The 23452-nt window shown below is 64.7% G+C and carries 13 protein-coding genes; 4 read left to right on the top strand and 9 right to left on the bottom strand.

The features are described 5' to 3' along the window. Positions 1 to 36: 36 nt before the first annotated feature. Positions 37 to 921, bottom strand: coding sequence for a non-homologous end joining protein Ku (ku, locus tag AC5V87_RS32090; protein ID WP_456843102.1), 885 nt, complete (start codon positions 919 to 921; stop codon positions 37 to 39). Positions 922 to 1038: 117 nt separating this feature from the next. Between ku and ligD the strand changes: the two genes are divergently transcribed. After that, on the top strand, positions 1039 to 3714 hold the full coding sequence (gene ligD, locus AC5V87_RS32085) for a DNA ligase D (RefSeq protein ID WP_495368879.1): 2676 nt from the start codon (positions 1039 to 1041) through the stop codon (positions 3712 to 3714). Between the two features lie 115 nt (positions 3715 to 3829). Here ligD and AC5V87_RS32080 read toward each other — a convergent pair whose 3' ends face one another. After that, on the bottom strand, positions 3830 to 3994 hold the full coding sequence (locus tag AC5V87_RS32080; RefSeq protein WP_084298933.1) for a DUF3309 family protein: 165 nt from the start codon (positions 3992 to 3994) through the stop codon (positions 3830 to 3832). A 182-nt stretch (positions 3995 to 4176) separates the two neighbouring features. Here AC5V87_RS32080 and AC5V87_RS32075 point away from each other — a divergent pair, with 182 nt between their 5' ends. After that, positions 4177 to 4494 (top strand): polyhydroxyalkanoic acid system family protein, encoded by a 318-nt coding sequence (locus AC5V87_RS32075; RefSeq protein ID WP_200498563.1) that lies wholly within the window; start codon positions 4177 to 4179, stop codon positions 4492 to 4494. A 3-nt stretch (positions 4495 to 4497) separates the two neighbouring features. Here AC5V87_RS32075 and treY read toward each other — a convergent pair whose 3' ends face one another. The 6 genes from treY to AC5V87_RS32045 are packed head-to-tail and all read right to left on the bottom strand — an operon-like array spanning position 4498 to position 18501. Continuing rightward, on the bottom strand, positions 4498 to 7284 hold the full coding sequence (gene treY / locus AC5V87_RS32070; RefSeq protein ID WP_495368878.1) for a malto-oligosyltrehalose synthase: 2787 nt from the start codon (positions 7282 to 7284) through the stop codon (positions 4498 to 4500). Position 7285: 1 nt separating this feature from the next. Then, entirely contained in the window at positions 7286 to 9040 is a 1755-nt protein-coding gene (gene treZ / locus AC5V87_RS32065; protein WP_495368877.1) for a malto-oligosyltrehalose trehalohydrolase, read from the bottom strand. Next, complete coding sequence (gene glgX / locus AC5V87_RS32060; protein ID WP_495368876.1) at positions 9037 to 11115, bottom strand: glycogen debranching protein GlgX; 2079 nt, start codon at positions 11113 to 11115, stop codon at positions 9037 to 9039. Before glgX ends, treZ begins: the two co-directional genes overlap by 4 nt. A gap of 3 nt (positions 11116 to 11118) precedes the next feature. Beyond that, positions 11119 to 13257, bottom strand: a complete 2139-nt coding sequence (gene glgB, locus AC5V87_RS32055) for a 1,4-alpha-glucan branching protein GlgB (RefSeq protein ID WP_495368875.1) — start codon at positions 13255 to 13257, stop codon at positions 11119 to 11121. After that, positions 13250 to 16543, bottom strand: coding sequence for a maltose alpha-D-glucosyltransferase (treS, locus tag AC5V87_RS32050; protein WP_456843107.1), 3294 nt, complete (start codon positions 16541 to 16543; stop codon positions 13250 to 13252). The genes glgB and treS overlap by 8 nt, the downstream gene beginning before the upstream one ends. A gap of 11 nt (positions 16544 to 16554) precedes the next feature. Next, a complete protein-coding gene (locus tag AC5V87_RS32045) occupies positions 16555 to 18501 on the bottom strand; it encodes a maltotransferase domain-containing protein (RefSeq protein WP_495368874.1) in 1947 nt (648 codons plus the stop codon). A 204-nt stretch (positions 18502 to 18705) separates the two neighbouring features. On the opposite strand from AC5V87_RS32045, the gene malQ reads away from it, so the two are divergent. Beyond that, positions 18706 to 20664 carry a 4-alpha-glucanotransferase gene (malQ, locus tag AC5V87_RS32040; RefSeq protein ID WP_495368873.1) on the top strand — a complete coding sequence of 653 codons (1959 nt, stop codon included), beginning with the start codon at positions 18706 to 18708 and terminating at the stop codon, positions 20662 to 20664. A 30-nt stretch (positions 20665 to 20694) separates the two neighbouring features. Next, positions 20695 to 22494 (top strand): glycoside hydrolase family 15 protein, encoded by a 1800-nt coding sequence (locus AC5V87_RS32035; RefSeq protein WP_456843110.1) that lies wholly within the window; start codon positions 20695 to 20697, stop codon positions 22492 to 22494. Positions 22495 to 22633: 139 nt separating this feature from the next. Here AC5V87_RS32035 and AC5V87_RS32030 read toward each other — a convergent pair whose 3' ends face one another. Then, positions 22634 to 23446 carry an HAD family hydrolase gene (locus tag AC5V87_RS32030; protein ID WP_495368872.1) on the bottom strand — a complete coding sequence of 271 codons (813 nt, stop codon included), beginning with the start codon at positions 23444 to 23446 and terminating at the stop codon, positions 22634 to 22636. Between the last annotated feature and the right edge of the window lie 6 nt (positions 23447 to 23452).

Here is a 23452-nt window from a genome sequence, read left to right as displayed (position 1 = left end):
TGTGGCGCGCGCCTGCTTCCGCAATGACGGAGTAAATCAGCCCGCCTTCCGGTGCCTTGCCGTCGTCCGATGCGTCTTCCGCGCGCTGCGTTGCCGCCCGGTCGCCCGCCGTGGGTGCGACTTCGCCGCCGTTTTCTTCCCGCCGCGTCCTTTCAGGCTCTGTTTCAGCGCATCCATCAGGCTGATGACGTTGCTCGGCCGTTCCTCGGGCTCCGGCAGCTCGATCTTCTTGCCGCTCGCCTTGCGCTTGACCAGCGCCTTCAACGCGGTCTCGTACTCGTCCTTGAACTCACTGGGATCGAAATGCGCCGCCTTGGTGTGGAGGATGTGCCCGGCGAGCTCAACCATGTCCTTGGTGACCTTCGGGCTCTTGATGTCGCCAAAGAACTCGCCCTCGTCGCGCAGCTCGTAAGGAAAGCGCAGCGTGGTGCCGAGCAGGCCCTTGCCGAGCGGCTCGATTGCCATGATGTGCTCGCGGTTGGTGAGCACGATCTTGGCGAGCGCGACGCGCTCCTGGTCCTTCATGGCATCGCGGATCACGGCAAAGGCGTCGACCGCCGCCTTGCCGTCGGGCGCGATGTAATAGGGATGGTTGAGATAGCGCTGATCGATCTCCTCGCGCGGCACGAAACTGTCGATGTCGATGGTGTGGTTGCTCTCGATCTGGACGGCTTCGAGCTCCTCCGGTTCGATCTCGACATATTTGCCCTTGCGCAGCTCGTAGCCGCGGGCCTTCTGGTCGCTCTCGACGACCTCACCGGTTTCGGAATCGATCATCTGCTGCTTGAGCCGGTTGCCGGTCTCGCGATTGATCATGTGAAACCGCGTCTTCTCGGCGGCTGTTGTCGCGGGGTAGAGCACGACCGGGCAGCTGACCAGCGACAGCTTCAACGTTCCCTTCCAATAGGCGCGCGGGGCCATTCCATTCTCCAGCGATTCCAAGGCGTTTTGGAACCCCAACCGTCCGCCAGGGTTTTGGTTCCGGGCAGGACTTTCGCCGTGTAGACTTTGACTCTGACAAGAGAAGCGGGACCGGTCGTGCTGCAAAAACTCTCCACTTACCGGAAAAAGCGAGATTTCGGAAAGACGCCGGAGCCCTCGGGCAAGACCGCAGTGGCGCCGTCCGAACAGCGACGTTTCGTGATCCAGAAGCATGACGCAACACGGCTGCACTACGATCTCAGGCTCGAGTTCGACGGCGTCTTCAAGTCCTGGGCGGTGACCAAAGGGCCCTCGCTCGATCCTCACGACAAGCGGCTGGCGGTCGAGGTCGAGGACCATCCGCTCGACTATGGCGATTTCGAAGGCACGATTCCGGAAGGCCAGTATGGCGGCGGCACGGTGATGCTGTGGGACCGCGGCACATGGGAATCGGACGATCCGGACGCCGGCTTTAGGAAGGGCGATCTCAAATTCACCCTGCATGGCGACAAGCTGCATGGCAGCTGGGTGCTGGTGCGCATGCGCAATCGCGGCGGTGAAAAGCGCACCAACTGGCTCCTGATCAAGCATCGCGACGAATATGTCCGAGAGGGCGCGGATAACGACATTCTCGATCAGGACAGGTCAGTCGCCTCCGGTCGCACGATGGACCAGATCGCCGAAGGCAAGGGCCGCGCGCCAAAGCCGTTCATGCTGGCGAAGGGCGCCAGGGGCAAGGCCAATGCGGTCTGGCAGTCCAACCGCGCCGAGGAGACGAAGGGGAAGACGATCAAGCCCGCGCCGCGCGCCGCGTTGAAAATGGGCAAGACTGCAAAGACCGCGAAGAAAAAAGCCACGACCGCGACGAACGCCAGGGAGGTCGCGGAGATGCCGGATTTCGTCCCGCCGCAGCTCTGCACCTCAGTCGAGCGTCCGCCGGCCGGCGACGGCTGGTGCCACGAGATCAAGTTCGACGGCTATCGCGTGCAGCTCCGGGTCGAGGACGGCACGGCGACGCTGAAGACGCGCAAGGGCCTGGACTGGACCGACAAGTTTGCCTCGATCGCGAAGGAGGCAGGCGTGCTGCCGGACGTCATGATCGATGGCGAAATCATCGCCCTCGACCATAACGGCGCGCCGAATTTTTCCTCGCTCCAGGCCGCGCTGTCGGACGGCAAGACCGAAGATCTGATCTTCTTCGCCTTCGATCTCCTCTTCGCGGAGAACCAGGACTATCGCCGCCTGCCGCTCAGCGAGCGCAAGGCCCGACTGAAAGAGCTGCTGGAAGCGCGCAAGCGGAAGTCGAGCCAGATCCGCTATGTCGAGCATTTCGAGAGCGGCGGTGATGCCGTGCTGCAATCGGCCTGCAAGCTCGAGCTCGAAGGTGTGGTCTCGAAGAAGCTCGACGCGCCCTATCGCTCGGGACGCACCGAGAGCTGGACCAAGGCCAAATGCCGCGCCGGCCACGAGGTCGTGATCGGCGGCTACAAGACCACCGACGGCAAGTTCCGCTCGTTGATGGCCGGCGTGCATCGCGGCGATCATCTCGCTTTCGTCGGCATGGTCGGCACCGGGTTCGGCGCCGACAAGGTCAAGCGCATCATGCCGTCGCTGAAGGCAATGGAGGCCAAGGAGAGTCCGTTCGGCGGCAAGAACGCGCCGAAGAAGACGCGCGACGTGCACTGGCTGAAGCCCGAGCTCGTCGCCGAGATCGAGTTTGCCGGCTTCACCGCCGACGGTAACATCCGCCAGGCCGCGTTCAAGGGGCTGCGCCAGGACAAGCCGGCCGAGGAGGTCGAGGCGGAAACGCCCGTCGACACCGAGCTGGCAAAGCCTTCGGCGAGAAAGCGCGCCACGCCGACGTCCGGAAAGAAGGACGCCGGCACTGCGGAGGTCATGGGTGTCGTCATCTCCAAACCCGACAAGGAGCTGTGGCCGGACGATGGCGAGGGCGAGCCCGTCACCAAGCTGGATCTCGCGCGCTATCTCGAAGCGGTCGGCGAGTGGATGATCGTGCATCTCAAGGGCCGACCCTGCTCGCTGATCCGCGCCCCCGACGGTATCAGGGGCGAGTGTTTCTTCCAGCGCCACGCCATGCAGGGGACGTCGAACCTGCTGGAGCTCGCGCGCGTCTCCGGGGACCGCAAGCCATACTTGCAGATCGATCGCATCGAGGGGCTCGCGGCCGTGGCGCAGATCGGCGGCGTCGAGCTGCATCCCTGGAATTGCGCGCCCTATGCCTATGACACGCCGGGCCGGCTGGTGTTCGATCTCGATCCGGCGCCGGACGTCGATTTCGCCGACGTCGTCGAGGCTGCCAAGGAGATGCGGCAGCGGCTGATCGACATCGGCATGGACAGCTTCTGCAAGACCACCGGCGGCAAGGGCCTGCATGTGGTGGTGCCGCTGCTCCACGGCGCGCGCGACAAGGTGAGCTGGAAGGAAGCCAAGGCGTTTGCGCAAGGCGTCTGCCGGTGGATGGCCGACGACGATCCCGAGCGCTATCTGCTCAACATGTCGAAGAAGCTGCGCAAGGGAAAGATCTTCCTCGACTATCTGCGCAACGACCGGATGTCGACGGCGGTCGCCCCGCTGTCGCCGCGTGCCCGCGCCGGTGCCACGGTGTCGATGCCGCTGAGCTGGTCGCAGGTGAAGAGCGATCTCGATCCGAAGAAATATACGTTGCGCAGCGTGCCCGGCCTGCTGCCGCGCTCGAAGGCGTGGGAGGGTTATGACGATGCGGCGGCGTCGATCAAGTCCGCGATGAAGAAGCTGGCGGCGAAGGTGAAGTAGGTCCTTTCAAGGACGTCATTCCGGGCTGCGCGAAGCACAGACCCGGAATCCAGAGGTTTGTGGCGCAAGATTCCGGGTTCGCGCTTGCGCGGGCCCCGGAATGACGGCTGTGTCGCTAGATCCGCCCCATCAGGAGCAGGATCAGCAGGATGATAATGACGAGCCCGAGGCCGCCGCCGCCGTAATAGCCGGTGCCGTAGAACGGGCCGCCGCCGATGCCGCTGAAGCCGCCGAGCAGGGCGATGACAAGAATGATCAGAATGATCGTCCCGATAGACATGCGAATCTCCTCCAGCCCTTTACTGAAAGGGTCGTTTGCAACCTGTCCCGTTATGCGAATGGCAACTTGCCGCAGGTTTTATAGTTCCCACATTGAAACACGGCCGAACCACCATCTTGCATGGAACCTTTGTTGGTTCGGCCGGCATGACTAAGTGAGACCAGTCAGCACAGGGCACGGCCATGTCAGCACCGCTTGTCGTTTCCATTCCGCATCGTCTCGGCCGGGAGGAGGCGGTACGCCGGCTCAAGAGCGGCCTCGGCCGCGCGGCCGCCAGCATTCCCGTGATGCAGGTCGAGGAGGAGCGCTGGAGCGGCGACACTCTGGCCTTCCGCATCCGCGCGCTCGGGCAGATCGCAACCGGACAGGTCGATGTTGCCGATGATCACGTCAAGGTCGAGGTGGTGCTGCCCTGGCTGCTGCAGCGCTTCGCCGAGATGGCGCAGGCGACGATCAAGAAGCGCGGCCAACTGCTGCTGACCAAGGATGGCGGGAAGTGAGTTTCAGGCGCGCATGCGCTGTCGTGCGGGCCTGATGGTGCTCGCTGCGCTGGCCACGACGACCGATGCGGGGAAGTCGCTGAAAGGCTGCGCAAGCGGCAATTCATGGCCGGCAAAACCGGGCATGGTGTAGCCGTCGAGGTCCACGGTTGCGTCAAGCGTTTCGAATGCGGGCCACTCCCGGCCGGCCCGCGTGAACGCGGCGAACTGTCGTCCAACCACGACGATCATCGCGGCCCGGCCGTATCGTCGGGCGAACGCGATGACATGATCTGCGTGAGCGCCGCGCACCCCCAGCGGCTGGTAGTCGCCCTGCGCGAAGACTTCGGCGAACTCGTTGCGCAGCTTGAGCAGGTGTCGCGTCCAGGCCAGCTTGAGCCGGCCGTCCGGCCAGCTCTTGATCAGGCCGCGCCAATCCGGATTGTCGAGATCGCCCAGCGCGGCATGCCGCGCGGAAAAATCCACGGGGCGGCGGTTGTCGGGATCGACCAGCGAAAGGTCCCAGAATTCGGTGCCCTGGTAGAAATCGGGCACACCGGGCAGCGTCGCCTTCAGCGTGAGCTGGCTCAGCCCGTTCAACGCGCCGAGCAGCGCGACGCGGCGGGCGAGGGTCTGCAGCGCCTCCAGGAATTCGCCCGATAGCGCGGGATCGAGGATCTTTGCGATAAAGCTTTGGATGCCGTTCTCATAGGCCTCATGCGGATTGAGCCAGCTGGTCTCCTCCTTGCCCTCGCGTGCCGCCTTCAGCGCGTAAGCCTGGATGCGCTCGATGAAGCGGGCATCAAGCGGCTCTTGAAGCGGCCAGGCTCCGAGCAGGGTCTGGTAGAGCATGTATTCGAACGTCGCCGACGGCGCGCGCAGATTGCCGTGGAGCGCAAGATGTGGCGCGTTGAGCACCTTCCAGCGCGACACCGCGCTGGTCCATTCGCCCGGGATCTCGCTGAGCGCCGCGATCCGCGCCCGGGCATCCTCGCCACGCTTGGTGTCGTGGGTCGCGGTTGCCGTCATCCCCTGCGGCCACTCCCTGGCGCGCGCCTTCATCGCCTCGTGGAAGGCGGCAATGGTGAGACCGGTGCTCGCGGGATCGCCGCCGACTTCGTTCAGCGCGAGCAGCCGGTGGAACTGGTAGAACGCGGTGTCCTCCAGCGACTTCGCCATCATCGGCCCGGTGAACTGCTGCACCTTCAGCGCGAAGCGGCGCACGCGCGGGGCGCTGTGCGGCGGGCGCCCGGGCTTGAGCAGGTCCATGGTCAGAGCATCGCGCAGGAAGTAGAAAATGCCATCGTCGGCGGCGAACCATTCGCCGCGGGCGCGCGCGATGGTTTCGTCGATCAGCTTGCGGTCGAGTGCGGTCGGGCCGCTGTGTGTGAGATAGGTACGGTAGACGGGGAAATGCAGCACATAGAGCTCGAGCGCCTGCCGCAGGCTGTCGGCGGAAAAATCGCGGGTCGAGTAATGGCCGTTGGCGATGCGCGCGAGCAGGCGCGTCAGCACGGTGAATTCGGAGGTCAGCAGCGTCTCCAGGACGCGCCGCTTGGCGTCCTTGACGTAAGGCGCAAGCCGCGGCGGCCGGTTGCTGATCTGCCGCCAGGTCTCGTCCAGCGCCTCCAGCCCCTTGGCATCGACGAGGACGTGCGTGATCGCATTCATCCACTCATAGCCGGTCGTGCCCCGCACGCCGGCGAAGTGCGGCAGCTTCTCGTGCTCGCACAGGATTTTCTCGATCACGGTGTAGAACGGCTTTGTGTTGCCCTGTGCGTCGCGCACCAGCCGGCGCAGCCGCTGGCAATATTGCGCGGGATCGCGCAGGCCATCGATGTGATCGAGCCGGATGCCTTGCAGCCCGCCCCCGGCAACGAGCTGCTTCACCAGCCGGTGCGCGGCGGCGAAGGTCCCGGGGTCTTCGACGCGCAGGCCCGCGAGCCCGTTGACGTCGAAGAAGCGGCGATAGTTGATGTCGCTGGAGGCGAGCCGCCAGTGCCCGAGCTTGTAATGCTGGCGCTCCAAAAGATGATGCAGCGCCAGCGTCTGCGCCGGGCGATCTTTTGCCGCGCGATAGGCCGCGAGGCCGTGGGTGATGATGTCGGCGGCGCCTGCGATATCTCTCAGCTCCGCCTTGAAGCCAGGAGCTTCCTTGCGGTTCGGACGACGCAAGCCCGTGTAGCGCGCGGCGAGCGAGAGGAGACGCTTGCCGGCTACGGTATCGGCGGCGTCCGCCTCCTTTACGATCACGCGCAGCATCTCGCCATAGCGCTCCGGCGCGATCGGCAGACGATGCTCGAAATACCAGGCGGAAAAACTGCCCTCGTCCGGATGGTAGCGCAGCTCGATCTCGCCGCGCTCCAGCGCCTCGCCGTAGGACGCGCCGAGGATCGGCAGCAGCACGCCGCCGCGGGCACGGTAGGCCAATTGATCCCAGTCGATGTCGAAGGATACCGCGTGCGGCGAAGCCTGGCCCCATTCCAGCACGTCCAGCCACCAGGGATTATCGGCAAAGTGCACGCCGACATGGTTCGGCACGAAATCGATGATGAGGCCGAGGTCGTGCTGCTTCAGCGCATCGCTCAGCCGCGAAAAACCGGCTTCGCCCCCAAGCTCGGGATTGAACTGGCTGTGATCGACGGTGTCGTAGCCATGGGTCGAGCCCTTGCGCGCCTTCATCACCGGCGAAGCGTAGAGGTGCGTGATCCCCAGCGCCTTGAGATATGGCACCACTGCGGCAGCCTTGTCGAAGTCGAAATCCGCGGTGAGCTGAAGCCGATAGGTCGCGAGCGGAACGGCGGGAGGCATGTCAACCTCCGATGCGCCAGACCACCGACCAGGGCGGGAGCCGGTCGCCGGCAGCATTGCCCCAGATCGGCGAGCCGGCATTGCTGTCAGAGTGCGTGATGTCCTTGTCCGAGAGATTGGCGATGAGACGCAGCGTCGTGCCGTCGCCCATCCGCCAATGCGCGGTGAGCAGGCCGTTGTCGGCAGCCTCTGCATCGCCGGAGCGCGCCCCCTTCAGCCGCGGCGCGATCTCCTTGCGGCGGAGCATGAGCAAGTCGCGGACCAGCGCGAGCCGCTTGTCCTGCTCCGGCGTGCGGCCTGTCCAGTCGAGCACAGCCGATTGCAGTGTGGCCGGATCGAGCGGGTCGGGCACCTCGTCGCCGTATTTCTCGTAAGCCCAGGCATATTCCTGCTTGCGGCCCTTGCGCACGGCGTCGGCGAGGCCGCCATTGAAGTCGCAGAAGAACGGGAACGGCACGGTCGAGCCCCATTCCTCGCCCTGGAACAGCATCGGCACCATCGGCGCCAGCAAGGTCACTGCGAGCGCGGCTTCGATCTGCTGCGGCGAGGCCAGGCTCTCGAGCCGGTCGCCGAACGGACGGTTGCCGATCTGGTCGTGGTTCTGCAGGAAGTTGACGAAGGTTGCGGGCGGCAGCTCGCCGCTCGGCTCGCCGCGCGGCTTCTTGCCCCAGAATTCCGAGATCTCGCCCTGATAGACGAAGCCCGACGCCAGCGCGCGCGCGAGGTCCATGCGCGGCGTCTGGTAGTCGCCGTAATAGCCGTTGAGCTCGCCGGTCAGCATCACGTGCCAGACGTGGTGATAATCGTCGTTCCACTGCGCGCGATATTTGCCGTTCGGCGGCTCCTGCGCGGCATCGAGCAGGCTGGCGCGATTGTCGCCGTTCTCCAGCACGAGGTGGATGTGCCGCCCGGTGGCCTTGGCGAGCTCGCCGGCGGCGGCGCTGAGGTCCTGCAGCATCGACTGCTCGCCGGGCACCGCCATGATGTGATTGGCAGCATCCAGCCGCAAGCCGTCGAACCGGTAGTCGCTGAGCCAGGACAGCGCGTTCTCGACCGCGAATGCGCGCACCTGGGGCACGCGATAGTCGATCGTGCTGCCCCAGGGCGTATGCGCGTCGGTGAAGAAGGCGGGCGCATAGCGGCCGAGGTAATTCCCCTCTGGGCCGAAATGATTGTAGACGACGTCGAGGAACACCATCAGCCCGCGCAGATGCGCCTCGTCGATCAGCGCCTTCAGATCCTCGGGCCGGCCATAGGCGCTGTCCGGTGCGTACCAGAGCACGCCGTCATAGCCCCAGCCGCGGCGGCCGGCGAAATCGGCGAGCGGCATCAGCTCGAGCGCGGTGATGCCGGTGGCGACGAGATGATCGAGCTTGTCGATCATGGCGCGGTAGGTGCCTTCCACCGTAAAGGTGCCGACATGGGTCTCGATCAGCACCGTCTCTTCCCAGGGACGGCCGCGCCAGTCGCGCGCGCGCCAGGTGAAGGCGTCGTGGTCGATCACCTCGCTCGGGCCGAACACATCCTCAGGCTGGAAGGCTGAAGCCGGATCAGGCACGTCGATCTCGTCGTCGATCCTGAACTTGTAGGGAGTGCCGATGGCAAGACCGTCAATGTCCGCGACATACCAGCCGTCCTGCCGCCGCTGCATCGCGTGCCGTCGCTCGAGCAGCAGATCGACGCGGCGCGCACCGGGCGCCCACAGGCGGAACGACACGCCGTCTTTCGTCGGCCTCGCCCCGAACGATGGCCTCATGGCGCCCCCGCGAAGGCGAGCACGGAGCGCGGCGGCGCCTTGCTGTCGCTACCGGGCAGGAAATCAATGCTGTTCAGCTTGGCATCCGTCGTGTTCAGGATCTGCTGCCAGCTCTTGTATTCGTCGATCTCGGGCAATTTGAATGCGATCTCTTCGGGGGCGGCGTTCAGAACGATAAAGATCGCAGCCTCGCCCGGTTCCACCGGACCCACCACATAAGAGAGGAACCGCCCTTCCGGAAACTTCCAGTCGCTTTCCGTCATCTCGTCGCCGGCCGGCGTCAGCCACAGTGCGCCGTAGGAGGCGCCGTCGGCAAGACGTCCGTCGAGCCAGCGATGGCTGCGAAGCTGCGAGAAGCGGCGGCGGATGTCGGCGAGCTGGCCGACGAAATCGACCATGTCCTCGCCATCCTTGCCGAGATTGCCCCAGCCGACCCAGCCCACCTCGTTGTCCTGGCAATAGGCGTTGTTGTTGCCGGATTGCGAATTGCCGACCTCGTCGCCGGCCAGCAGCAGCGGAACGCCCTGCGCGAGCATCAGGCAGGCCAGCACGTTCTTGCGCAGCTGCCGCCGCAGGCTGAGGATTTGCGGATCATCGGTCGGGCCCTCGACACCGCAATTGTTGCTGTGGTTGTCGTTGGAGCCGTCGCGATTGTCCTCGCCATTGGCCTCGTTGTGCTTCTCGTTGTAGCTGAAGAGGTCGGCGAGCGTGAAGCCGTCATGCACGGTGATGTGGTTGATGCTGGCGCGCGGCCGCCGGCCGTCATGGTTGAACAGGTCGGATGACGCCGTCATGCGGCTGGAGATGTCGCCGATCAGGCTGCCTTCGCCGCTCCAGTAGCGGCGCATGGCGCTGCGATAGCGATCATTCCACTCCGACCATTGCGACGGGAAGGCGCCCACCTGATAGCCGCCGAGGCCGAGGTCCCAGGGCTCGGCGACCAGCTTCACGTTCGCCAGCACCGGATCCTGCCGGACCGCGGTCAGGAACGAACTGCCGCGGTCGTAGCCGTTCGGCCCGCGCGCGAGCGTGGTGGCGAGATCGAAGCGGAAGCCGTCGACATGGCACACCTCGACCCAGTAGCGCAGCGAATCCATCACCATTTGCAGCACGCGCGGATGGGTGAGGTTCACCGACGAGCCGCAGCCGGTGAAGTCGTCGTAATAGCGCGGGTTCTCGCGGTTCAGCCAGTAATAGGAGGCATTGTCGATGCCGCGATAGCACAGCGTCGGGCCGAGATGATTGCCCTCGGCGGTGTGATTGTAGACGACGTCGAGCATCACCTCGATGCCAGCATCGTGTAGCCGCGCCACCGTGGTGCGGAACGAATCGAGCGCGTTGTCCTGGGCGTAGCGCGGCTCCGGCGCGAAGAACGACAGCGTGTTGTAGCCCCAGTAGTTGGCAAGCTTCTTCTCGACCAATATACGGTCATCGACGAAGCTGTGGATCGGCAAGAGCTCGATGGTGGTGACGCCGAGCTTCCTCAGGTGCTCGATCATGGCGGGCGAGGACAGTCCGCCATAGGTGCCGCGCAAATTCGGCGGCACATCATCGCGCTTCTGCGTCAGGCCCTTGACGTGGGCCTCGTAGATGATGGTGTCCTCCCAGGGGATGTGGGGGCGGATCTCGCGGCGGCCCCAGTTGAAGGTCTCATCGACCACGACGGCCTTGGGCATGCCGCGCGCGTTGTCGCGCCGGTCAAAGGAGAGGTCCTCGCGCGGCGAGCCGGTGCGGTAGGCGAAATGCGCGTCGCTCCAGACCAGCCGTCCCGCAAGCCGCTTGGCATAGGGATCGAGCAGCAGCTTGTTGGCATTGAATCTATGGCCGTGCTCGGGCTCGTAGGGGCCGTGCACGCGGTAGCCGTAGAGCTGCCCCGGCGAGACATCATTGAGATAGCCGTGCCAAACGTCCTCGGTGCGTTCGGGCAATTCGATGCGCTCGAGTTCGCGCCGCCCCTGCGTGTCGAACAGACAGAGCTCGACCTTCTGGGCGTTGGCGGAGAACAGCGCGAAATTGGTGCCGCGTCCGTCCCAGCTTGCGCCGAGGCGTGCGGGCGATCCGGCGGTCAGGCGCATGGGTCAGCTTTCCGGAACGAGGAAGATCGCGCCCAGCGGCGGAACGGTGAGGCGAAGCTCGCCGTCAACCGCCTGTACCTCGCCGATGTTCCCGACATTGCTGCCGCCATAATGGGCGGAGTCCGAATTGAACACTTCTTTCCACTTGCCGGCAAAGGGCACGCGCACGGGATAGTTACGATAGACGTTGGGAGAGAAGTTGACGATGACGAGACACCGCGCATGCTCGTCAAAGCCCTTGCGCAGCCAGGCGAACACGTTGCGGTTGGCGTCGTCGGTGATCAGCCATTCGAAGCCGGCCTGGTCGCAATCCATCTGGTGCAGCGCCGGCACGGCGCGATAGAGCCGGTTGAGGTCGCGGATCAGCGCCTGGATGCCCGAATGGTACTTGTATTCGAGCAGGTGCCAGTCGAGCGACTGGTCGTGATTCCATTCGCGGCTCTGCGCGATCTCGGCGCCCATGAACAGCAGCTTCTTGCCGGGATGGCCGAACATGAAGCTGTAATAGGCGCGCAAATTCGCAAAGCGCTGCCATTCGTCACCGGGCATGCGACCGAGAATCGAGCGCTTGCCGTGCACGACCTCGTCATGCGACAGCGGCAAGATGAAATTCTCCGAGAAGGCGTAGTGCAGGCCGAACAGGATCTCGCCGTGATGGTGCTTGCGATAGATCGGGTCCTTGCTGATGTAGCTCAGCGTGTCGTGCATCCAGCCCATGTTCCACTTGTAGCCGAAGCCCAGCCCGCCGAACTCGACCGGGCGCGAGACCTGCGGCCATGCGGTGGACTCTTCCGCCGCCGTGGTCGCCTGCGGAAAGCGTGCGAACAGCTCGGTGTTGAAGCGGCGCAGGAAGTTGATCGCCTCGATGTTCTCGCGCCCGCCATACTGGTTCGGGATCCAGGCGCCGGGCGGGCGGCTGTAGTCGAGATAGAGCATGGAGGCGACGGCGTCGACGCGCAGGCCGTCGATCGCGTAGCGCTCCAGCCAGAACAGCGCGTTCGACACCAGAAAGTTCGTCACTTCGGTGCGGCCGTAATTGTAGATCAGCGTGCCCCAGTCGAGATGGCGGCCCTGGAGCGGATTGGCGTGCTCATAGAGCGAGGTGCCGTCGAAATGACCGAGCCCGTGCGGATCGTCCGGGAAGTGGCCGGGCACCCAGTCGAGCAGCACGCCGATGCCCTCGCGGTGGCAGGCATCGACGAGGGCGGCGAAATCGTCCGGCGAGCCGAAGCGGCTGGTCGGCGCATAGAGGCCGGTCGGCTGATAGCCCCAGGAGCCGTCGAACGGATGCTCGCTGACGGGGAGGAATTCGAGATGGGTGAAGCCCATGTCGCGGGCATAGGCCGGCAACTGCTCGGCGAGCTCGCGATAGGTCAGCCATTCATTGCCGTTCTTGCGCCGCCACGAACCGAGATGGACCTCGTAGATCGAGATCGGCGCCGACAGCGCGTTGATGCCGTCGGGCGCCGGGCGTGGCCGCGGCAGACGCACCTCGTCGAATACGATTGAAGCCGTCTTCGGACGGAGTTCGCTCGCAAACGCCAGCGGATCGGATTTCAGCGGCAGCAGATGGCCATGCGGCCCGATGATCTCGAACTTGTAGTGATCGCCGGCCTTGGCGTGGGGAATGAACAATTCCCAATAGCCGGCCCCGCGCACCCGCATCGGATGGCGTCGCCCGTCCCAGAAATTGAAATCGCCGACCACGGATACGCGCCGCGCATTCGGCGCCAGCACCACGAAGCCGACGCCGTCGATGCCCTCGAGCCGCATCGGATGCGCGCCGAGCTTGTCGTAGAGGCGCTGATGGGTGCCTTCGCCGAGTAGGTACAGATCGAAATCGGTCAGGATCGGCGGAAAGCGGTAGGCGTCCTCGAACTCGACGACGTTGTCGCCGAATTTTGCGCGCAGCTGATAATGCTTCGAGCCATTGGGCAGCGCGCCGATGAACAGGCCGGCATCGTGGACACGGTCGAGCGGCGCAACCTCGCCATGTTCGCCGACCGCCTCGACATCTGAGGCTTCGGGCACGAACGCCCGCACCACGCTTCTGCCGCCCTCGGGATGCAGCCCGAGATAGCGGAAGGGATCCGAGTGACGGCCCTCGATGATGGCGTAGGCTTCGGCAGGCAGTTTAGGCATGGGCTTCGCTCTCGGTACTGGACAGAATGCGAAGCAGTCCGGTCAGCGGCGCATGGAGCCCCTCAGGCCGGTGGGACAGCTCGTACTCTACTTCGTCGAAGGCTTGATCAAGCAGGAAGAACCTTAACAGGTGGTCCGCGGCTTGCGCGTCGTCGGGCCAGAGCCGGCGATCCGTCATGGCTTCGCGATAGGCGTTGAGGAACGTTGCGGTCGCACGCTCGCGCCATTCGTCGAGCGCAGCGGCGAGCCGATCCTGCTCGTCGGATGCGCCGGTCAGCGCGCGGCCAAGGGCGGCGTTAACCGAAAGGTCGATCGAGCGGATCAGACCGGCGACGTCGCGCGCCGCAGGCAGCTTGCGCCGCTTGTCGGCCAGCGGCAGACGCGGATCGCCGTCGAAATCGATGATGAAGATGTCATCCTTCACGATCAGAGTTTGCCCGAGGCGGAAGTCGCCATGATGACGGATGTTCAACCCGCCGATCCCGGAACGCAATAGTGCATTCAGCCGGTCGGGCAGGGCGCTACGCGCCGCCCCAAGCCGGTCGACCAGCGGCTGGTTCGCCTCCCGCAGGCCATCGCGGCTTTCAGCGAGACGCTCGAACACCCGCTCGGCCCGCACCTTGAGGTCGGAGACCCAGCGCTCGATGTGTGCGGAGCCGATCGGCTCAGGAGCAAGATCGTCGGTCTTTGCCGCGGCCAGTGCCACATGCAGCTCGCCGAGCCTTCGGCCGATCTGCGCCATGAAATGCAGATAGGGGGCCTGCCCCTGGGTCTCGCGGCGCATCTCGCCCGGCGGCAGGACGCGCTGCTCGTCGATATAGCGATCGAGATAGCCCGTGGTCACGGTCCAGCCGTCGCCCTGGTTCTCGACATAGGCATGCAGCACGCCGATCGCGCTGCGGTGATCGCCCTCGACCAGCTCGACGCTGCCGAGCAGTGCCGGCGTATTGGCAAAGCGGGCTACTTCCGTGAGGTAGTGGCCGATCTCGATCTCGGGACTGATCCCGCTTTGGAGCCGGCGGTAGATCTTGGCGACATATTGGTTGTCGACCAGCGCACTGCTGTTCGACTGCTCGATGGCGCGGATGCGCTCGGGCTCCTTGATGATGTAGTCGGCGAAGCGGCTTGTAGGCTTGAACTCCAGCCGCAGATTGTTCTCTTCCACGACGAGATTCTGCGACAGATTGCGCAGGAACAGGCCGATGAAGATCTGCTCGGTCGCGACATCGAGCAGCGTACCCTCGCGTGCGCCCTGGCGCACGGCGGCGAGCGCCTTGGGGTTGAAGCGCTCGCGGTCGAAGCGTACCCACTCGATCTGCAACGGCAGCACGTAGCGCGTCACCGCTTCTCCATGCTTGCTCTCGAAGAACGCGATCCAGGGCCGGTTGTCGCCGATGTCGCAGAACGGCACCGCCGACGTCAGCGCGGTCTTGATGTGCTTGGGATTATGGTCGGGATACCACCGCGTCCGTGCCAGGAATCCCGGCAGCACGTCGCGCTCGAACACCCCGCGCTCGCGGGCGAGGGAAACCCAGTTCGAATTCACCGGCACGACCAGCGTCTCGAACTCCGGCACCGCGCGTGGCGTCACCGGCTCGGACTTGTCGCGCTCCTGAAGCTGGAACCAGTAGAAGCCGTAGGGCCCCAGCGTGATCATGTACGGCAATTCGCCGATCGCCGGGAAACGCGTGCGTCCCAGCATCTCCTGCGGGATGCGGTCCTTCCACGGCGACAGATCGAGCTCGGTCGCCTGGGCCGCGCGCGACAGGTTGGCGACGCAGAGGATGACCTCGTCGCGATATTGCCGGACATAGGCCAGCACGGCGCGATTGGCCGGGCGGATGAAGGTCATGCTGCCGCGGCCGAACGCGAGCGTCGATTTGCGCACCGAGATCAGGCGCTTGGTCGCGCTGAGCAGCGAGGACAAGCTGCGCGACTGCGCCTCCACGTTCACCGATTCGTAGCCGTAGACGGGGTCCATGATCAGCGGCGCGTAGAGCCGGGCCGGATCGCAACGCGAGAAGCCGCCATTGCGGTCCGGGCTCCATTGCATCGGCGTGCGCACGCCGTTGCGATCGCCGAGATAGATGTTGTCGCCCATCCCGATCTCATCGCCGTAATAGATGATCGGCGTGCCGGGGAAGGACAGCAGCAGCGAGTTCATTAGCTCGATCTTGCGCCGGTCGTTGTCCATCAGCGGCGCCAGGCGCCGGCGGATACCGACGTTGATGCGCGCGCGCGGATCGTTGGCATAGGTGGTCCAGAGATAGTCGCGCTCGACGTCGGTGACCATCTCCAGCGTCAATTCGTCGTGATTGCGCAGGAACAGAGCCCATTGGCAGTTCGCCGGGATGTCCGGCGTCTGGCGCAAGATGTCGGTGATCGGGAAGCGGTCCTCCTGCGCGATCGCCATGTAGATGCGCGGCATCAGCGGGAAGTGATAGGCCATGTGGCACTCGTCACCACGGCCGAAATATTCCTGCACGTCCTCCGGCCATTGGTTGGCCTCCGCCAGCAGCAGCTTGCCCTTGGAGTACGCATCGAGCTCCTGGCGCAGGCGCTTGATGATCGCATGCGTCTCCGGGAGGTTCTCGTTCGAGGTGCCCTCACGCTCGCAGAGATAGGGAATGGCGTCGAGCCGGAAGCCGTCGACCCCGGCGTCGAGCCAGCGCTTCATAACCTGGATGATGGCGCTGACGACGCGCGGATTGTCGAAATTGAGGTCCGGCTGGTGCGAGAAGAAGCGGTGCCAGTAGAACGCGCCGGCCTCCGGATCCCAGGTCCAGTTCGACTTCTCGGTGTCGGTGAAGATGATGCGCGTGCCCTGGTATTTCTGGTCGGTGTCGCTCCAGACATACCAGTTGCGGGCGCTCGAGCCCGGATGGCTGCGGCGCGCGCGCTTGAACCATTTGTGCTGGTCGGAGGTGTGGTTGACGACGAGCTCGGTGATGACGCGCAGGCCGCGCTTCTGCGCTTCCTGGATGAAGCGCTTGAAATCCTTCATCGTCCCGAAATCGGGATTGACGGAGCCGTAGTCGGCGATGTCGTAGCCGTCGTCGCGGCCGGGCGAGGGATAGAACGGCAGCAGCCACAGCGCGGTGACGCCGAGATCCTGGAGATAGGGCAGCTTCTCGGTCAGTCCCACGAAGTCGCCGATGCCGTCATTGTTGCTGTCGGCAAAGGCCTTGACGTGGAGTTGGTAGATGATGGCATCCTTGTACCAGAGCTCGTCCACGATCTCGGCAGACTCAGCCTTCTTGGCATCGACGGAAGACAAAACATTCATGGCGTGGCCCCTTACGCCAGGCAGCGAAACAAGAGTGCCGGATCGTGGTCGGGGTCGATACGCAATTTGAGCCCACCCCATTCGATGCGGGATTGTTCGCCGGTGAGGAGATTTTCGAGTGCGGTGACGTGGCGGCGTTCGCCGCCGGCCGCGATGGCGAGATCGCCGAGCGGCAGCCAGAATTCGCGCGGATGGCGCGAGAGAGCGATGACCGCGATCACCGTGTTGGCCGGGTCAGTCGCCTCCTTGGCAAAGGCGATCGTCTCGCCGTCCTCGACGCCGAGGAAGCGCAGGTTCGCCGTCTGCTGAAGCGCCGCGTTCTCGTTGCGGATGCGGTTGAGCGCGGCGATGTAGGCCTTGATATTGCCCGGCTTGTCCCACTCGCGCTGCTTGATCTGGTACTTCTCGGAATCCTGATACTCTTCGCGGCCGGGCACGGCCTCGTGTTCGAGCAGCTCGAAACCGCTGTAGATGCCGAAGCTGCCCGACAGCGTCGCTGCCAGCGCGACGCGCGATTTGAAGACCCAGGTCTCGCCGCTCTGGAGATGAAAGGGCAGGAGGTCAGGCGTGTTCACGAACAGGTTCGGCCGATAGAAGTCCCGCTCGGGATAGCGCGTCAGCTCACCGAGATATTGTTCCAGCTCCCACCTCAAAGTGCGCCATGGGAAATAGGTGAAGGATTGCGCGAAGCCGAGCTTGGCGAGGCCCTTCATCAGCTTCGGCTTTGTAAAGGTCTTCGAGAACAGGATCACCTCGGGGTGCCGGCGGCGGATGTCGCCGATCAGCCAGTCCCAGAACGGCAGCGGCGCGGTGTCGTGGTTGTCGATGGCGAAGATGGTGACGCCATGGTCGATCCAGAACAGCATCGCGTCGCGGAAGGCGTTCCACAGCCCGACCCGATCGACCGAGGCGAAATCGGGGATGGCGATGTCCGAGTAGGGACTATCGGCCGTCCGCACCGAGCGGTCCGGCCGCCATTTGAACCATTCGGGATGCTGCGTCAGCCAGGGATGGTCGGGCGAGCATTGCACGGCGAAGTCGAGCGCGAGCTCGAGGCCATATTCGAGGCAAGTGGCGACCAGTGCGCGGAAATCCTCGATGGTGCCGAGCTCGGGATGCACGGCTTCGTGCCCGCCCTCGGCGGAGCCGATCGCGTAGGGCGAGCCGGGCTCGCTTTCGGTCGCCACCGGCGCATTGTTGCGGCCCTTGCGGCTGGTGCGGCCGATCGGGTGGATCGGCGTGAGGTAGAGCACGTCGAAGCCCATCCCGGCGATATCGGGCACCCGGGCTATGCAGTCGCGGAGCGTGCCGTGCCGGCCGGGAATCCGGCTCTGGCTGCGCGGCATCATCTGATACCAGGCGCCAAAGCGCGCCTTGTTGCGGTCGATAACAAGCGGGAAGTTCGGCGAGCGGGTCAGGTCGGGTCGCGACTGGCTTTCGCCCATGGCCTTGCCGAGCTCGGCCGCAAGCAATGGGGCGACATTGCCGGTCTGAAGATAGTCCTCGCACTGCCTGATGATGACAGCTGCGGCGTCCTGTCCTGCGCCATGCGCCTTGGTCAGCAGGCCGGCGCCCTCAACCGCGTCGAGGCTGACATCGGCGCCGATGCGCTGTTTTCGTGCGACACCGTTCGACCAGGTCGCAAATTCGTCGGTCCAGGCCTCGATCGCGTAGACATATTGGCCGGGCTCTTTGGGCGTGAACGCGCCGGACCAGCGGTCATTGCCGTGATGGATCATCGGCTCGCTCTGCCATTCGCGGTCCTGCTCTCCTCGCCAGATCAGCGCGGCTGATATCACGGCATCGCCGTCGCGGTAGATGTCGGCCCACACCTCGACCCGTTCGCCCGCGATCCGCTTCACGGCGAAACGGCCGCCGTCGACCGAAGGATAGACGTCTTCGATGAGGAAAGCGCTGCCGGCAGCGGCACTCTCGACAGTTTGAATTGTCTTGTTCACGGTGATGCCATTGACAAGAAAGCAGGAGCCCGTTTCCCTTGTCGGGAACCGACGCTTGGTACCACTATAGAAAGCCGCTTGTGTGTCATTGGTTCCCTTGGGAACGGCAAGCGCAGTTTGCGAGTTACCCCCGACTAACCTCTTCCGCGACCTCGTTAAAATCGATGCCACCGGCCAAACAATGGCCTGCAAGCTGCGTGCCGAATGGATCTTTTAGCTCAAGCCCGGATCAAGGGCGTTCAATCCGAGTTCATCGACGCCCTAGGCAAGCTGCGGGTCACTGATCCCGTGGCACTCAAATCCATCCTCGACGCCCTGCCGGAGAAGCGGGTCTATCGCTTCGTCAGTGGGCCGGTCGTGGTCCGTGCCCTGGGCCATCCGCGCACCGAATTGACCGCGATCGGGGCGGCGCCGCTCGCATGGAAAATCGGCAAGGACAAGATCATCGCGCAAGGCGAAACGCGCGAGCCCGTGATCGCCTGGCCCGCGGGCCTGCCGCTCGGCTATCACCGGCTGACGCTTACCGATGCCGACGGCGTGAGCGAAGAGGTGCCGATGATCGTGGCGCCGGAGCGCGCCTTCGGCGGCGATTTCGATCGTGGCTGGTTGCTCGCCGTGCAGCTCTACAGCGTCCGCTCGGACCGCAATTGGGGCATCGGCGATTTCACCGATCTGGCCGGACTTCTCCGGCTGGCAAAGCAGCTCGGGGCGGACGGCGTCGGCCTCAACCCGCTGCACGTGCTGTTCGACGATCATCCCTCAGATTGCAGCCCCTATTCGCCGAACAGCCGGCTGTTCCTCAATCCGCTCTACATCGACGTCGAGGCGATCCCGGAATTTTCCGCCGATCTCGTGCCCGACGCGGCTGCGACCGCTGCGCGGCTCCGCGAAGGCGATCGCGTACCCTATGCCGATATAGCGGCATTGAAATGGCTGGCCTTGCGTGCCGCATTCAACAGCTTCGTGACCAGCGCGAGCGAGGCCCGCCGGAAAGCGTTCGACGCCTTCCGCGCCGACCGCGCGCCGCTGTTGTCGCGCTTTGCCTGTTTCGAGGTGCTGCGCCATCGCTTCACGGGGCCGTGGTGGGAATGGCCGGCGGAATGGCAGCAGCCGGATGAGGCGAAATGCGCTGGCTTGCGCAATGGGCCGGACAAGCGTGAGGTCGAGTTCGTCGAATTCGTGCAATGGACCGCCGACAGCCAATTGCGTGCCGCCAGGGAGCTGGCGGACCAGCTCGGCATGCGTGTCGGGCTCTATCTCGACGTCGCCGTCGGCGTGCAGTCCAACGGCTTCGATGCCTGGAACGAGCAGATGGCGATCTCGCGCCATCTCGCCGTCGGGGCGCCGCCCGACGTGCTCAACACCGTCGGCCAGGACTGGGGCCTTGCCGGCTTCAACGCCGGAGGCTTGGAGGCCCAATCCTTCGTGCCGTTCGCCGACATGCTGGCGGCCTCGATGCGCCATGCCGGTGCCATCAGGCTCGACCACGTCCTAGGCCTGAAGCGGCTTTATCTGGTGCCGCGCGGCTTCAAGCCCGACAACGGCGCCTATGTGCAGATGCCGTTCGAGGCGCTGCTCGGCGCGGTGGTGCGCGAGAGCGCAGCCCACAAATGCATCGTGATCGGCGAGGACCTCGGCACGGTGCCGGAAGGTTTCCGCGAGACCATGCAGGATTTCGGCATCTGGTCCTATCTCGTCATGATGTTCGAGCGTGACGATTCCGGTCATTTCCGCAACATCGACCATTACCGGCCGAATGCGCTGGTGACGCTGAACACGCATGATCTCTGCACCTATGCCGGCTGGCGCTCGTTCAGTGACCTCAAGATGAAGCGCTCGCTCGGGCTCGATCCCGGCGAGGACGACCAGGCGCGCTGGGACGCGCTCGGCGCGCTCGACGAGATCCTGCGGCAGAACGGCATCAATGCCAACGACCTCTATTCGGTGCTTGCCTTCCTGTCGCGCACGCCGTCGCGGCTGCTCGCGGTGTCGCTGGAGGACCTGCTCGGCGTCATCGACCAGCCCAACATTCCCGGCACGATCGACGAGCATCCGAACTGGCGCCAGCGCTTACCCGTTGCGCTCGACCAGATCGCCGCGAAGGTCGATCTCGCGGCTTTGAAGGCTGCGACGCGGGAACGTTCATTGCCCGGCGGGCGTTAACCAGCCGGGGTTCCCCAGGCTCGAACGACATTGTCTCAGAGGATCGAGGACTATGCGCTAATCGGCGATTGCGAGACCGCTGCGCTGGTCGGGCGCAACGGCTCGATCGACTGGCTGTGCTGGCCCGCCTTCGATTCCGACGCCTGTTTTGCTGCAATCCTCGGGACAAACAGGAACGGCCGCTGGCTGATCGCGCCGAGCGAAGACGTGACCGCAACGTCGCGCCGTTATCTCGGCAACACCCTCATCCTCGAAACACGCTTTGAGACCAAGACCGGCACCGTCGCGCTGGTCGACTTCATGCCGCCGCGCGGCAAGGCCTCGGACATCGTCCGGCTGGTGCGCGGCGTCAGCGGCACGGTGAAGATGCGGATGCAGCTCGTGATCCGCTTCGGCTTCGGCGCCGACATTCCCTGGGTGCGGCGGATCGATCATTCGCTGCTCGCGATCTGCGGCCAGGACATGACGGTGCTGCGCACGCCCGCCGAAACCCGCGGCGAGGATCTGACCACGGTGTCCGATTTCGAGGTGAAAGAAGGCGAGACCGTGCCGTTCGTGCTGACCTACGGCCCCTCGCATCTCGAGCCGCCAGGGCCGATCGACCCCGAGCGCGCGCTTCAAGAGACGGAAGAGTTCTGGAAGGAGTGGTGCAGCCATTGCACCCGCGACGGCCCCTATCACGATCTCGTCCTGCGCTCGCTGATCACGCTGAAGGCGCTGACCTTCGGGCCCACCGGCGGCATCGTCGCAGCGCCCACCACGTCGCTGCCGGAGAAGCTCGGCGGCAGCAGGAACTGGGATTACCGCTTCTGCTGGTTGCGCGATGCCACCTTCACGCTGCTGGCGCTGATGAACTCGGGCTACACCGAGGAAGCCTCGGCCTGGCACAACTGGCTCTTGCGCGCGGCCGCCGGTGCGCCGGCGAATATGCAGATCATGTACGGCATCTGGGGCCAGCGGCGTCTGCTGGAATGGGAGGCGAGCTGGCTCGCCGGCTATGAGGGTGCCCAGCCGGTGCGCGTCGGCAATGCCGCGCATGCGCAGCTCCAGCTCGACGTCTATGGCGAGTTGATCGACGCCTTCCACCAGTCGCGCATGGCCAAGCTGAAGCTCGACGAGGAGAGCTGGGCATTGGAATGCAACGTGCTCAATCACCTCGCCGAGGTCTGGGACAAGCCCGATCACGGCATCTGGGAGCGGCGCGGCCAGCCGAAGCATTACGTCTTCTCCAAGGTGATGACCTGGGTCGCGTTCGACCGCGGCATCAAGAGCGCCGAGACTTTCGGCTTCAAGGCGCCGCTCTTGCATTGGCAAATGCTGCGCGAGGCCATTCATCGCGACGTCTGCAACAAGGGTTTCGACGCGGAGGAGAACGCATTCGTCGAGTCCTATGGCTCGAAGCTGCTCGATGCCAGCGTGCTGCTGTTGCCGGGGGTCGGCTTCCTGCCCGCGGACGACCCGCGAATCCGCGGCACCATCGCGGCGGTCGAACAGCACCTGATGCGCGACGGTTTCGTGCTGCGGCACGATCCGCGCGAGCTCTCCGCCGGCCAGCCGCCGCTCGAAGGTGCGTTCCTGGCCTGCAGCCTGTGGCTCGCCGATGCCTATGTGCTCTCGGGCGATCTCGACAAGGCGCAAGTCTTGTTCGACCGTGTGGTCGGCATCGCGAACGACGTTGGGCTACTCGCCGAGGAATACGATTCCGTGGCGCATCGCCAGACCGGCAATTTTCCGCAGGCCCTGACCCACATCGCGTTGATCAACACCGCGCATAATCTTTCGGCGGCCAGGCAAAAGAGCGAGAAGCCGGCAATGCAGCGGTCGAAGTAAGGATGGCGGCACTCTTTCCGTTCCTGCGGGCAGGGCCGCCGCATATGAAGCAGTGTGGCGGACAGCTCGCCCGCAGAGACCGCCGAAGCGGGCGTCTAAGGACGAGGCGTGCGCCGAGGCGGCGGCCAAAAGTCAAGCCTCACCCCACCCCATTCCATTTCAAAACCATCTCCATCGCCTCGGCAAAACCGTCCTGCTCGTTGGTGCCCGTGACGTGGGTGGCCTGGTCCTTGACGTTGTCGGCGGCGTTGCCCATGGCGATCGACGTGCCGCTGACGCCGAACATGGCGAGATCGTTCTGCATGTCGCCGATGGTGGCGACTGCGTCGGTGGAGATGCCGAGCCGCTTGGCCATGGCCTGCACGAAGGTGCCCTTGTTGAAGCCGGGCGGGGTGATGTCGAGATAATAGGTCTGCGAGCGCACCGCGGTCGCGGCGCTGCCGAGCGCCTCCTGCATCACCTTCTCGCAAGCGGCAAGGCGCGCAGCATCGGGGCTGGCGCCGACGATCTTGCAGGCGCTGGCGAGGTACGGCAAGAAGTCGGTGACGATGGTCGGATCGGCACGGATGGTGTGCTGCTCATGCGCGACGTAGCTGCCGTTGGGATTGTCGATCAGCCATTTGTCGGCGGTGAAGACCCAGATGTCGGCGCCGAATTCGCGCAGGATCTTCAAGGTTCGTTCGGCGGCACTCGCCGGAATCAGGTGTTGCTCGACCGGCCTCATCTCGGGATCGATGATCGAGGAGCCGTTGAACGGCCCGACCGGCAGCCACAGCGCCAGCGGCTCGATCAGGAAGCGCATGCCGATCGCCGGCCGGCTGGACGTGATGGTGAAGCCGATGCCGGCCTTGTGCAACCGCTGCACCGCGCTCCGCGCCCGCTCGGTCAGCGTCTTGTCCTTGGTCAGCAGCGTGCCGTCGACGTCGGACACCACGAGTGAGATTTTCGTCATGGCAGG

This window comes from Bradyrhizobium sp. SOJA106, from assembly GCF_059448745.1.
The sequence above is the reverse complement of the archived record's forward strand: the minus strand, read 5'-3'. Positions and strand labels throughout refer to the sequence as shown.